This is a genomic window from Kitasatospora sp. NPDC051705 (assembly GCF_044453265.1).
In the GTDB taxonomy this organism is placed as follows: domain Bacteria; phylum Actinomycetota; class Actinomycetes; order Streptomycetales; family Streptomycetaceae; genus Kitasatospora.
Genome location: NZ_JBITCO010000003.1, coordinates 199,764 through 212,218, shown reverse-complemented (window position 1 = coordinate 212,218; position 12,455 = coordinate 199,764). Strand labels below are relative to the sequence as shown.

Sequence of the window (12,455 nt, the reverse complement as noted above, 5' to 3'; positions counted from 1 at the left end):
GGTCGGGTGGCGGCTGGTCAGGAGCCCGGACTGGTCAGGAGTCGTGCCGGGTGAGCGCGAGGTAGGCCTCGTCCAGGCCGTGCTCGCGGATCCGCAGCCCGGTGACGACGATCCCCTCGCGGGCCAGCAGCCCGGTGACCTGGTCGGCGAAGTCCCCGACCCCGGAGACCTCGATCCGGCCGTCCCGCTCGCGCACCGAGGTGACCCCGGGCAACGCCGCCAGTCGGGCCGGGTCCAGCGGCGCGGTGGGGCGGAAGCCGAGGGTGCCGCCGGCGCCGGAGCGGGCGACCAGCTCGGCGGGGGTTCCGGTGGCGACGATCCGTCCGCCGTCGAGCACGGCCGCGCGGTCGCACAGCGCCTCGACCTCGTCCATGAAGTGCGAGACCAGCACCACCGTCACCCCGTTGTCGCGGATCCGGCGGACCAGCTCCCAGGTGTCGCGGCGGCCCTGCGGGTCGAGTGCCGTGGTCAGCTCGTCCAGGAACGCCACCTCGGGGTTGCCGATCAGCGCGAGGGCGATGAACAGCCGCTGCCGCTGGCCGCCGGAGAGCTTGTCGAAGGGCGTCCGGCGCTGGTCGGCGAGCCCCCACTCGTCCAGCAGCTCCCGCCAGTCCCGGGGGCTGGGGTAGAGCGCGGCGTACAGCTCCAGTGCCTCGGCGACCCGCAACCCGCCCTGCAGCTGGGCCTGTTGGAGCTGGACGCCGATCCGCGGCCGCAGCCGGTGGGCGTCCCGCACCGGGTCCAGTCCGAGGACCCGGACCGTCCCGGCGTCGGCCCGGCGCAGGCCCTCGCAGCACTCCACGGCGGTGGTCTTGCCCGCGCCGTTGGGCCCCAGCAGGCCGAACACCTCGCCGCGTTCCACGCTGAAGGAGACGTCCTCCAGCACCTGCCGCCGCCCGTAGGCCTTGCGCAGCCCCGCCACCTCGATCACGGCCATCGCGCCGCTCCCTCCCGCTCGTCCTGCTCGCTCCGGCCGTGTTCCCCGGCCTGCTACGAGCCTCCCGCGCGGGGCCCCTGCGGCGGATCGACCGGACGGTCAGAGCGGTCGGCGGCCGCGGTGGAGGGGGGATCAACCGATCGGTGGATGGGGCCGGGGCCGGGGCTGGGGCCCGGAACGGCGCGCGGCCCGGCCGCCGTGCTGTCGGCGACCGGGCTGCGGGTCGTGCGGGGCCGGGCGGGAGCCGGGCGGGGTAGTGGATCGGGCCGGGCGGAGCCGGGCCGGGGGCGGTGGATCGTGCCGGGGCCGGGCCGGTCAGCCCGCCCCGCCGTCGGCGTGCGTGGCGTTGACGGCCCGGCGCAGGGCGCGCGGGACGGGCCCGGCGGCCGGGGCCAGCTTGTCGATCCGGCCGCGGAACTCACGGCTCTGGCGCCAGGTCAGGGCCGAACCCAGCCGGGCGGCGTCGATCAGGGCGACCAGCGCGGCGTCCGCCGGGTCGACCCGGCTGAGCGGGCCCCTCAGCGCGGAACCGACCGACGCCGCCAGCGACTTGCGCAGCCGGGGCTCCGGCAGGGTGACCCGGGAGCACGGGAAGATCCCGAGCACCCGGCGCTCCTCGACCCGGATCCGTCCGCTCGCCGCCAGGCCGTCCCGGACCACCCGGGCGGCACGGGAGGTCGGGCCCTGGCCGCGGCCGACCCAGCTCTGCCAGCTGCGCCGGCGCCCCTGCCGGAGCTGTTCCAGCAGTGCCACGGAGAGCGGGTCGAGGCCGTCGGCCCGGGCGCCGTCCACGGCGGCGGGGTGCCGGCCGTCGTCGCGGACCAGGCCGCGCCGCAGGAGTTCGGCGAGCGCGGCCGCCCGCATCACGAGGTCGAGCGTGGCGGTGGCGGTGAGCCGCTCGCGGTCCGGGCGGTAGGCGAGCAGGTACAGCTTCTCCGGCAGGGTGGTGGGCACGTCCATGGTGGACTCCAAGCAGGTGGACGGTGTCGGTGGGACCGCCCGGTCAGTCGGCGTCGGACCCGCCGGGTTCCGGGCTCTCCTTGGGCGGTCGGCCGCGCCGGGGAAGCCGGGCCGCGCCGCCGGGCATCCGGCCCGCGTCGGTGAGGGCCCGACGGAGCAGGAACTCGATCTGCGCGTTGGCGCTGCGCAGTTCGTCGGCGGCCCACCGGGCCAGCGCGTCGTGGACCGCAGGGTCCAGCCGCAGCAGGATCTTCTTCCGCTCCGTCGCCAACGCGCGCCGCTCCTTACTGGTAGAGGGAGCCCGTGTTCACGACGGGCTGGGCGCCCCGGTCGCCGCAGAGCACGACCAGGAGGTTGCTCACCATGGCGGCCTTGCGCTCCTCGTCGAGCTCGACGACGTCGTTCTCGGCGAGCCGGTCCAACGCCTCCTCGACCATACCGACGGCGCCCTCGACGATCAGCCGACGAGCCGCGACCACGGCCCCGGCCTGCTGCCGCTGGAGCATCACCTGGGCGACCTCGGGGGCGTAGGCGAGCCGGGTGATCCGGGACTCGACGACCCGCACACCGGCCGAGACGACCCGGGCGGCGATCTCGGCGGAGAGCATCCGGGTGATCTCCTCCGCGCCGTCGCGCAGCGACAACTGGCCCTCGTGGTGGGCGTCGTACGGGTAGCTGCTGGCGATGTGCCGCACCGCGGTCTCGGTCTGGATGGCGACGAAGTCGGTGTAGTCGTCCACCTCGAACACGGCCTTGGCGGTGTCCTCGACCTGCCAGACCACCACGGCGGCCATCTCGATCGGGTTGCCGTCGGCGTCGTTGACCTTGGCGGTCTCGGTCTCGTGGTTGCGGATCCGGGTGGAGATCCGGCGGCGGCTGGTGAAGGGGTTCAGCCAGGTCAGGCCCTCGGCGCGGATGGTGCCGCGGTAGCGGCCGAGCAGCTGGACCACCCGGGCCTCGCCCGGGGAGACGACCGTCAGCCCGCACATCAGCACCAGCGAGGTCAGCAGCACCAGCGGCCCGAGGACCACCAGGGTGGCACCCAACCCCTTGTTCCCGCCGGACAGTTGGACGCCACCGGCGATGACGGAGGCGAGCCCGGCGAGCAGTCCGAGCAGCGCGCCGCCGAGCACCGGCAGGCCCGCGGCGCCGGTGAGGGCCCGTTCGGTGATCTTGGGGGCCGGGAGGTCGAGGACGGGGGCGTCTTCGACGTCGACGGCAGGACTGGGTGTGGCCATCAGAGCAGCTCCTCGAGCGCGTTCATCCGCTTCAGCTGTCAAAGTGATATCACTTTTTTCGCGGACGGCGCCAGGGGTCCGACGGGACGGAGCGAACGGGGCGGAACGGTCCGACGGCAGCGGAACGGCGACGGGAGGAGACGACGGGAGCACGCGGCACGGAGCCGAGGCGCGGAAGGCTCCGGGCGGTGGCCGGCAGGGTGTCGCGGGAGGCCCGGGCGATGCCCACGGGCGGGTGAATTCCGGCGCGCCGCACCGGAGGAGAAGGCGGCCGCGCTCTAGACTTCCGTCGTCACGGACGGGCGGAGCCCCGGCCCGGGGCCGGCCCGCGGACGGTTCACGGCATGCGTCTCGGAGTGGGGCGGGTGGGACTCGAACCCACGACCAAGGGATTATGAGTCCCCTGCTCTAACCGGCTGAGCTACCGCCCCGGTTCGCCGCGCGCCGGACATCGGCCACGGCAGCAGCAGACGGCCCCGAAAGGCCGTCCCGGGCAGCATAGCCGGTCGATCACCCGTGGTGCGCGCCGGGGGCGCACACGGGTGCGCACGGGTGTGCGCCTCTTCGGACCGTGCAGTCCGGCTGGCGTCCGGGCGCCCGCGCGGGCAGCCTGGACGGATGACGGTGCGTGGGACGGGAGCGACGGCCGGGGCGCTCGTGGCGGTACTGCTGGCGGCCGGGTGCACGACCTCCGCCGGACCGGGCGGCGGCACGCCCACGGTCACCTCGGCGCCGGCCGCGACCTCGGGACCGGCCGCCGCCGTCAGCAGCCACGGCTGGAGCCGGCAGCGGCTGCGCGGCGCGGTCGCCAGACGCACCGGCGTCACCCGCACCGCGAAGCCCACCGTGCTCAACGGCCTGGTCGGCGCCGTCTTCACCCGCAACGCGGACGGCGACCACTTCTGCACCGCCAGCGTCGTCGACAGCGCAGGCCTCAACCTCATCGTCACCGCCGCGCACTGCGTCTGGGACCTCGACCTCGGACAGCGCAGCGACCTCGTCTTCGTCCCCGGCTACCGGGACGGCGACACCCCCAGCGGCGTCTGGCCCCTGCTGTCCGTCGCCGTCGACGACGGCTGGAAGGACCACGCCGACCCGGACGTGGACGTCGCCTTCGCGGTCGTCCAGGCCCAGAACGGGAAGCAGGTGCAGCAGGTGCTCGGCGCCAACACCCTGGGCGTCAACCGCGGCTACCGGCTGCCCGTGAAGGTCACCGGCTACCCCGGCACCAGCGACGTCCCGATCACCTGCTCCAACACGACCACCGAACAGAGCCCCACGCAGCTGCGGATCGACTGCCCGGACTACACCGGCGGCACCAGCGGCAGCCCCTGGGTGACCGACTTCGACCCGAACACCAGGACCGGCACCGTGGTCGGCGTCATCGGCGGCTACCAGGAGGGCGGGGACACCCCGGACACCTCGTACAGCAGCTACTTCGGCGACCGCGTCCAGGCCCTCTACGACCGCGCGACCGGGTAGCCGGACGGCACCCGCCCCGGCGGCGGTGGCGCCGCCGGGCACGGCCTGGTAGATCTTCCTCTCGAACGGCGGAACGCACGAGCCCGGCACCCGCCCCCGAGGAGACGGAGCCCCGATGGCCCCCCGCCCGATACGGCCCGCGCACGCGGCACGGACGGTCGCGCTGGCGGCCCTGCTGGTCGCGGCCGGCACCGCGTGCGGCGGACAGGACCGGGCGCCCACCGCCGAGGTCGCGCAGCAGAACGCCGCGCGCGACCGCATCGGCACCCTCTCGATCCACACCGCGCAGGGCCCCCGGGCCTGCACCGCGAGCGTCGTGCGCAGCCCGAAGCACAATCTGCTGGTCACCGCGGCGCACTGCGTGCAGAGCCGCCGGATCGGCCTGCTGGACGGCCTGGTGTTCACCCCCGGGTACCGCAACGGCTACTCCCCCTACGGGAGTTGGCCCGTCCAGCGGATCACCGTCGACCCGCGCTGGGTCTCCGACGAGGACCCCGAGTACGACGTGGCCTTCGTCTCCGTGAGCCCGGTCGACGACCGGCAGGTCGAGGACGCGGTCGGCGGCAACCCGATCGCCACCGGCCAGGGCTTCGGCCAGTCCGTCTCGGTGACCGGCTACCCGAACCAGAGCGACGAACCGATCACCTGCACCGTCACGACCCGCTCGCAGAGCCCGACCCAGGAGCGCTTCGACTGCGGCGGCTACACCGACGGCACCAGCGGCAGCCCCTGGGTGACCACCGGCGGCTCGGTCATCGGCGTGATCGGCGGCTACCAGGAGGGCGGGGAGACCGACGGCACCTCGTACAGCGTCACCTTCGACCAGCGCGTCGCCACGCTCTACCAGCAGGCGACCACCTGAGCCACCGGGGCGCCCCGGCCGGGGGGCCGGGCACCCCCGGCCCCCCGAACGCCACGGAGTGACGAAGGCAACACCGGGCGGAGCCGAGCCAGGACAACACGAAGGCCCCCCGGTCGTCCGAGGGGCCTTCGCTCTGAGCAGTCACCGGGCGGAGCCGGTGAAGCTCCCGCATTTGGACTCGAACCAAAAACCTGCCGGTTAACAGCCGGCTGCTCTGCCAATTGAGCTATGCGGGATCGTGGTGCCCAACCGCGCACCACGCACAGGAGGAGGGCCCTCACCAGGCCTCTCCTGAGCTCCCCCAATTGGACTCGAACCAATAACCTGCCGATTAACAGTCGGCTGCTCTGCCAATTGAGCTATGGGGGATCGGCTCCCGCCCCGGCCCCCGGTTTCCCCGGGCTCCGCGGCGCTCGCTGCGGGACATACATTAGCGCACTCGGGGGGGTGGTCCGCCAATCGCTTTCCCCGGCGGCCCGGGCTCCACCCGGCGCGCCCGGCGCGCGCCGGGCCCGGCCCCCGGGGATGCTGGGGGCGCGGACGGTTCGCCGTCCCGACTGACGGGTAGGGCAATGCGGCAGATGGCCGCCAGGAGAGGGTGGATCCGATCATGTGGAAGCTGTCGTTGGCCGCGGGGTTCGCGGCCGGCTACGTCCTCGGCTCGCGGGCCGGGCGCCAGCGCTACGAGCAGATCGCCAAGGTCACCCGGCAGATCGCCCAGAACCCCGCGGTGCAGGGCGCGACCGAGCGGGCCAGGCAACAGGCCGGCTCGGTCGCCGGGAAGGCCGCGGGCGCCGTCGCGGACAAGGTCGGGGACCGGCTGCCGAACGCGGTCACCGACCGCGTGCCGTACTTCAACCGGTCCCGGCCCGAGGACGACGGCTGGGGTACCTTCCGGCCGTGACGCGGGGGTGACGCCCGGGCGAACGGGGCCTCCCGGCCTCGTTCCGAACGGGCAACACCTCGCCCGGCCCGGACGCGCCGGGGGCCCCGCTGAGGCATGATCTCGACATGGCCATCGTCGCGGGGATAGACAGTTCGACCAACCGCACCCGGATCGTCGCGTGCGACGCGGACACCGGCGCCGTCCTGCGCTCCGGCAAGGCGCCGCACCCCGTCCCCGAGGCCGCGGACACCCGCCCCGGCGAGGCCGACCCGCAGCTGTGGCTGCACTCCCTCGGCGACGCCGCGGCGGGCGGACTGCTGGAGGGCGTCCGGGCCATCGGCGTCAGCGCGCAGCAGCACGGCATGATCGGCCTGGACGCGGGCGGCGTGCTGGTCCGGCCGGCGATCCTGTGGAACGACCCGCGCTCCAGCGGTGCGGCCGCCAAACTGCTGGACGCGCTGGGCGGCCCGGCCGCCTGGACCGCCGCGATCGGTGCCGTCCCCGCCCCGACCTACACCATCGCCAAGCTGCGCTGGCTGGCCGAGTTCGAGCCGGCCAACGCCCGCCGGGTCGCCGAGGTGCTGCTGCCGCACGACTGGCTGGTCTGGCAGCTGCTCGGCCACCCCAGGCGCCGCACCACCGACCGCGGCGACGCCTCCGGCACCGGCTACTGGTCACCGATCACCGGCGAGTACCGGCAGGACCTGGTCGAGCTGGCCCTCGGCCACGAGCTGAAACTGCCCGAGGTGCTCGGGCCCGCCGAACCCGCCGGGCACACCCCCGAGGGCCTGCTGATCTCGGCCGGCACCGGCGACAACATGGCCGCCGCCCTCGGCCTCGGCCTGCGCCCGGGCGACGCGGTGGTCTCGCTCGGCAGCGCCGGGACGATCTTCGCGGTGCACGAGCGGGCCGTGGTCGACGCCACCGGGCTGGTCTCCTCCTTCGCCGACGCCAGCGGCCGCCACCTGCCGATGGTCGCCACCCTCAACGCCGCCCAGGTGCTGCTGTCCACCGCCGCCCTGCTCGGCCGCGACCTGGACGGCCTGAGCGACCTCGCCCTGCACTCCTCCCCCGGCGCCTACGGGCTGGTCCTGCTGCCCTACCTGGACGGCGAGCGCACCCCGGCCCTGCCGCACGCGGCCGGCACCCTGACCGGCCTGCGGGCCGAGTCGCTGACGCCGCAGCACCTGGCCCGGGCCGCCGTCGAGGGGATGCTCTGCAACATCGCGGACGCGCTCGACGTGCTGCGGGCTCAGGGCGTCGGGATCAAACGGGTCTTCCTGCTCGGGGCGGCCGGGCGGCTGCCCGTCGTCCGGCACGTCGCCCCGCTGCTGTTCGGCGTTCCGGTCGTGGTGCCGCCGCCGGGCGCGCACGCGGCCCGCGGGGCCGCCCGGCAGGCCGCCTGGGCACTGGCCGGCACGCCCGAGCCGCCGGAGTGGCCGCTGCCGGACGCCGAGACCGTCGAACCCGACGGGGAGCAGGACCTGGCGATCGGATCCGCGGTGCGCCAGCAGTACCGGGCCGCCCGCGAGCAGGTCCACCCGGAGACGAAGGCCTGAACCGATCGGTGAAGATGCGTCACCGGCCGGCCGGTGGCAGCGTAGGACGGGACACGGCCACCGGAGGGTGAAGGGCGGCAGGATTCCATGGCGCTGCACAAGGGGACCGGCGACGACCGCCGGCTCAGCATCAGTCCGTTCGTCTCGACCGCGGACCCGCTGGGCGCGATGGAGCTGGCGCCACCGGTGCACCGGCTCGCCGACGGCCCGGTCGCGGCGGACACGGCGTACCAGCTGATCCACGACGAGCTGATGCTGGACGGCAACGCCAAGCTCAACCTGGCGACCTTCGTCACCACCTCGATGGAGACGCAGGCCACCCGGCTGATGACCGAGTGCCTCGACAAGAACATGATCGACAAGGACGAGTACCCGCAGACCGCCGAACTCGAACGGCGCTGCGTGGCCATCCTCGCCGACCTCTGGCACGCCCCCGACCCGGACAGCGCGGTCGGCTGCTCCACCACCGGCTCCAGCGAGGCCTGCATGCTCGCCGGCATGGCCCTCAAGCGCCGCTGGATGGCCCGCAACGCCGAGCGCTACGCCGCCGGTGCCCGGCCCAACCTGGTGATGGGCGTCAACGTGCAGGTCTGCTGGGAGAAGTTCTGCACCTTCTGGGAGGTCGAGGCGCGCACCGCGCCGATGGAGGGCGAGCGCTACCACCTCGACGCCGCGCGGGCCGTCGAACTCTGCGACGAGGACACCATCGGCGTCGTCGGGGTGCTCGGCTCCACCTTCGACGGCTCCTACGAGCCCGTCGCGGACATCTGCGCGGCCCTGGACGACCTCCAGCAGCGCACCGGGCTGGACGTCCCGGTGCACGTGGACGGCGCCTCCGGCGGCATGGTGGCGCCCTTCCTGGACCCGGAGCTGGCCTGGGACTTCCGGCTGCCCCGGGTGGCCTCGATCAACACCTCCGGGCACAAGTACGGACTGGTCTACCCCGGCGTCGGCTGGGCGCTGTGGCGGGACGCGGAGGCGCTGCCCGAGGAGCTCGTCTTCCGGGTCAACTACCTCGGTGGCGAGATGCCGACCTTCGCGCTCAACTTCTCCCGCCCGGGCGCCCAGGTGGTCGCGCAGTACTACGTCTTCCTGCGGCTCGGACGGGACGGCTTCCGGGCCGTCCACGGCGCCTGCCGCGAGGTCGCCACCTACCTGTCGGGGGCGATCGCGGAACTGGACGGCTTCCGGCTGCTCACCCGCGGCGACGAACTGCCGGTCTTCGCCGTCACCACCACCGACGGGGTGCCCTTCGACGTGTTCGACGTGTCACGGCGACTGCGCGAGCGCGGCTGGCAGGTGCCCGCGTACACCTTCCCGGACAACCGCACCGACCTCTCGGTGCTCCGGATCGTCTGCCGCAACGGCTTCTCCAAGGACCTCGCCGACCTGCTGCTGGCCGACCTGCGACGGCTGCTGCCGGAGCTGCGGCGCCAGCCCGTCCCGCTCAAGGAGCTCGGTGTGCCGGTCCGCGAGGGCTTCCACCACTGAGCCCCCCCCCGACGGGCCGTCGGCGGGCGCCGGCGGGCCGCCCGGGACCCGTTCCGGAAATGATCACGGCGGGGAGGACGCCCTGGGGCGTCCTCCCCGCCGTGCGTCCCGGTGGACCGGGGCAGCCTCCCCCCGCGAGGCTGCCTCGGCCGTGGGGGAACCGGGGCGTGGATGCCGGACCCACGACCGGTGACCGGTCCGTGTCCGAACGTGTCCGCCGGTCGGTGAACCGCACCGGCCTGAGAACTCTGCACGACGGAAGACGGTTGTTCGAGCGTTCCCGGCGGTTGTGAGACACTTCCGTCCGTCTCAGCGCCATGACCTGGGGTTTGGGACGTCAGGCCGATGACTTTGGAGAAGCGGAGACACCCGAACGGCCCGGGCCGGAGCCCGTCCCGCTCTCCCCGTACCCCGTTCCCGTCTCGCACCGTTGGAAGGCCGCATGGGTTCCGCCTGGAAGAACCTGCCCGAAGAGCTGTCCGAGCCCGCCAGGGACCTGGCCGGGGAGCTCCGGACCATCAAGGACGCCGCCGGACTCTCGCTGGCCGAACTGGCCACCCGGACGCACTACAGCCGGGCCTCCTGGGAGCGCTGGCTGAACGGCAAACGGGTCATCACCCAGCAGGCGCTGGAAGCGCTGATCGGGACCGTGGACTGCGACGGGCCCGCCCTGCGGTCGCTCTGGGAGCGGGCCGTGGCCGCGCCCGGGGCCGGCGCGCCGGCGCCGGCGACGACCTCCGCCGCGGACGCCCCCGACGGCGGCCCGGCCGCCGGGCAGCCGGCCGACCCGGACCCCGCCCCCGAGGAGCCCGGCTCCGGGTCCGCGTCCGGGTCCGGCCTGTCGCTGTCCGTGCTGTGCGGGCCGACGCCGACCGCGACCGGACCGACCGGGTCCGCGCCGGCGGAGTCCGACGCCGTGGCTCCGGTCGTCGCCGAGCTCCCCGACGTGGCCGCGCCCGCGGTCGAGGCGGATCCCGTCCGGCCGCCCGCGGCCTGGTGGCGGCGCCCGGCGACGCTGCTCACCGCCGCCGCCGTGGTGGCCGCCCTGCTGGTGCTGGTCGGCGTGCGCGCCGCCACCCGGCACGACGAGCCGACGGCCGCCGCCGAGCCCGCCCCGACCTCCTCCATCGCTCCGACCGCCTCGGCGTCCTCGGCGTCACCGGCCAAGCCCGCCTCGGCCCCGCCCGCCTGCCAGGCCGTCGGCTGCGCGCACAAGGACCCGAAGACCACCGGCTGCGGCAAGGACGCCCGCACCCTGCAGACCGACGTCATCGGCAAGGTGGTCGTCTACCTCCGGTACAGCCAGACCTGCCAGGCCGCCTGGGCCGCGATCACCGAGGGCGAGCCGAACGACTACGCGACCATCACCGACAGCACCGGTGACAGCGAGACGGCCCTCATCCACTGGGGCTACGACAACTACTCGTCGATGCTGAACGCGGCCGACCCGCACACCGGCTTCGTGGTCTGCGGCTACCAGCCGGCCGGCCACGTCTGCACCACGGCCATCTCCGACCTGGCCGCCGTCGTGGCCTCCACCCCGATCCCGATCGGTCCCGCCTCGCCGCCCCCGGGCACCGGCGCGGGCGCGGCGAGCACCGACCCGGCCCCGGCCGCCACCGACCCGGGAGCGACCGCGCAGCCGTCCGGGACGCCGGGGGCCGCCTCGCCGTCCGCCGCGAGCCCGGACCCGGGTCAGTCGAGGTAGCCGCGCAGCTGCTCGGCGAAGGCGTGGTCGCGGAGCTTGACCAGCGTCTTCGACTCGATCTGGCGGATCCGCTCCCTGGTCACGCCGAACACCGCACCGATCTCCTCCAGCGTGCGCGGCCTGCCGTCGTCCAGCCCGTAGCGGAGCTGGACGACCTGGCGCTCCCGCTCGCCCAGGGTGGCCAGCACCGCGTCCAGGTGCTGACGCAGGAGCAGGAAGGTGGCGGACTCCGCGGGTGAGGTGGCGTCGGCGTCCTCGATCAGGTCGCCGAGCGCCACGTCGTCCTCCTCCCCCACCGGGGTGTGCAGCGAGATCGGCTCCTGGGCCAGCCGGACCAGTTCCCGCACCCGCGCCTCGGTCAGCTCCAGGGCGGCGGCGACCTCGGCCGCGGTCGGCTCCAGGCCGCGCTCCTGCAGCAGTGCGCGCTGCACCCGGACCACCCGGTTGATCAGCTCGACCACGTGCACCGGCACCCGGATCGTCCGGGCCTGGTCCGCCAGCGCCCGGCTCATCGCCTGCCGGATCCACCAGGTCGCGTAGGTGGAGAACTTGTAGCCGCGGGCGTAGTCGAACTTCTCCACGGCCCGGATCAGGCCGAGGTTGCCCTCCTGGACGAGGTCCAGCAGGGTCAGCCCGCGGCCGACGTACCGCTTGGCGACGGACACCACCAGGCGCAGGTTCGCCTCGATCAGCCGCCGCTTGGCGATCCGCCCCCGCACCACCAGGGTGTCCAGCTCGCGCGCCAGCGGGTCGGGGGGCGGGGGCTCGCCGTTCAGCCGCTCCTCGGCGAACAGGCCGGCCTCGACCCGGCGGGCCAGCTCCACCTCCTCGGCGGCGGTCAGCAGCCGGACCCGGCCGATCTCGCGCAGGTACTGGCGCAGCAGGTCCGCGGCCGGGCCGCTGCCGTCGGCCTGCGGACCGGGCTCCTCCTCCGCATCACGGTCGGCCTCGGCGTCACGGTCGGCGTCGGCGTCGCGGTCGGCGTCGGCCTCGTCATCGGGCTCGGCGTCGACGTCGGCATCGGGCTCGGCGTCGAGCTCCCCGGCGGCCGGATCCGGGTCAGCGCTCTCGGGATGGCCCTCGGGCAGGCCCTGGGCGGGCACCCGGGCGCCGTCGGGCGGAGCCGCGCCGGCCCGGCCGTGGTCCGTCTCCTGCTCCCGCGCCGGCCCGGCGCGGTCCGGTCTCGTGGTGGTGATGGCGGTGGTCGGTGCGACAAGGCCTTGGTCCACGGGCAGCATCCCCTCGGGGCGGGCGCGACTCTGGCGGACCCGCGCTGTACGGAGGTGGGACGCCATCCAGTGTGCGGTACGCCACACTCCGTGGCCGAGACTC

General features: G+C 74.6%; 11 protein-coding genes and 3 tRNA genes. 6 read left to right on the top strand and 8 right to left on the bottom strand.

Features of this window, described 5'->3' with window-relative positions; all coding sequences use genetic code 11:
- Window positions 1-34 precede the first annotated feature (34 nt).
- The 5 genes from ACIA8Q_RS05845 to ACIA8Q_RS05825 form a co-directional block, all read right to left on the bottom strand.
- Entirely contained in the window at window positions 35-937 is a 903-nt protein-coding gene (locus ACIA8Q_RS05845) for an ABC transporter ATP-binding protein (protein ID WP_360210071.1), read from the bottom strand.
- 315 nt (window positions 938-1,252) lie between these two features.
- The gene (locus tag ACIA8Q_RS05840; RefSeq protein ID WP_360210073.1) at window positions 1,253-1,897 is read right to left on the bottom strand and encodes a GPP34 family phosphoprotein; all 645 of its coding nucleotides are present in this window, start codon (window positions 1,895-1,897) and stop codon (window positions 1,253-1,255) included.
- Window positions 1,898-1,940: 43 nt separating this feature from the next.
- Entirely contained in the window at window positions 1,941-2,168 is a 228-nt protein-coding gene (locus tag ACIA8Q_RS05835; RefSeq protein WP_360210075.1) for a hypothetical protein, read from the bottom strand.
- A gap of 13 nt (window positions 2,169-2,181) precedes the next feature.
- A complete protein-coding gene (locus ACIA8Q_RS05830; RefSeq protein ID WP_360210076.1) occupies window positions 2,182-3,135 on the bottom strand; it encodes an SPFH domain-containing protein in 954 nt (317 codons plus the stop codon).
- A gap of 357 nt (window positions 3,136-3,492) precedes the next feature.
- Window positions 3,493-3,566 (bottom strand) — tRNA-Ile (locus tag ACIA8Q_RS05825).
- A gap of 187 nt (window positions 3,567-3,753) precedes the next feature.
- Here ACIA8Q_RS05825 and ACIA8Q_RS05820 point away from each other — a divergent pair.
- On the top strand, window positions 3,754-4,617 hold the full coding sequence (locus tag ACIA8Q_RS05820; protein ID WP_360210078.1) for a hypothetical protein: 864 nt from the start codon (window positions 3,754-3,756) through the stop codon (window positions 4,615-4,617).
- A gap of 115 nt (window positions 4,618-4,732) precedes the next feature.
- Window positions 4,733-5,479 carry a trypsin-like serine peptidase gene (locus ACIA8Q_RS05815; RefSeq protein ID WP_396316805.1) on the top strand — a complete coding sequence of 249 codons (747 nt, stop codon included), beginning with the start codon at window positions 4,733-4,735 and terminating at the stop codon, window positions 5,477-5,479.
- Between the two features lie 163 nt (window positions 5,480-5,642).
- Here the strand turns inward: ACIA8Q_RS05815 and ACIA8Q_RS05810 are convergent.
- Together ACIA8Q_RS05810 and ACIA8Q_RS05805 are read right to left on the bottom strand one after the other, a co-directional pair.
- Window positions 5,643-5,715 (bottom strand) — tRNA-Asn (locus tag ACIA8Q_RS05810).
- A 60-nt stretch (window positions 5,716-5,775) separates the two neighbouring features.
- Window positions 5,776-5,848, bottom strand: a tRNA-Asn gene (locus ACIA8Q_RS05805).
- A 238-nt stretch (window positions 5,849-6,086) separates the two neighbouring features.
- Here ACIA8Q_RS05805 and ACIA8Q_RS05800 point away from each other — a divergent pair.
- The 4 genes from ACIA8Q_RS05800 (at window position 6,087) to ACIA8Q_RS05785 (ending at window position 11,123) form a co-directional block, all read left to right on the top strand.
- Window positions 6,087-6,383 (top strand): hypothetical protein, encoded by a 297-nt coding sequence (locus ACIA8Q_RS05800; RefSeq protein ID WP_387898648.1) that lies wholly within the window; start codon window positions 6,087-6,089, stop codon window positions 6,381-6,383.
- Between the two features lie 107 nt (window positions 6,384-6,490).
- Window positions 6,491-7,924 carry an FGGY family carbohydrate kinase gene (locus ACIA8Q_RS05795; protein ID WP_360210084.1) on the top strand — a complete coding sequence of 478 codons (1,434 nt, stop codon included), beginning with the start codon at window positions 6,491-6,493 and terminating at the stop codon, window positions 7,922-7,924.
- Window positions 7,925-8,011: 87 nt separating this feature from the next.
- Window positions 8,012-9,415 carry a glutamate decarboxylase gene (locus ACIA8Q_RS05790; RefSeq protein WP_396316804.1) on the top strand — a complete coding sequence of 468 codons (1,404 nt, stop codon included), beginning with the start codon at window positions 8,012-8,014 and terminating at the stop codon, window positions 9,413-9,415.
- A gap of 442 nt (window positions 9,416-9,857) precedes the next feature.
- Complete coding sequence (locus ACIA8Q_RS05785) at window positions 9,858-11,123, top strand: DUF2690 domain-containing protein (protein WP_360210088.1); 1,266 nt, start codon at window positions 9,858-9,860, stop codon at window positions 11,121-11,123.
- Here the strand turns inward: ACIA8Q_RS05785 and ACIA8Q_RS05780 are convergent.
- Window positions 11,111-12,352 carry a sigma-70 family RNA polymerase sigma factor gene (locus ACIA8Q_RS05780; protein WP_396316803.1) on the bottom strand — a complete coding sequence of 414 codons (1,242 nt, stop codon included), beginning with the start codon at window positions 12,350-12,352 and terminating at the stop codon, window positions 11,111-11,113. The two genes, ACIA8Q_RS05785 and ACIA8Q_RS05780, sit on opposite strands and share 13 nt — an antisense overlap.
- Between the last annotated feature and the right edge of the window lie 103 nt (window positions 12,353-12,455).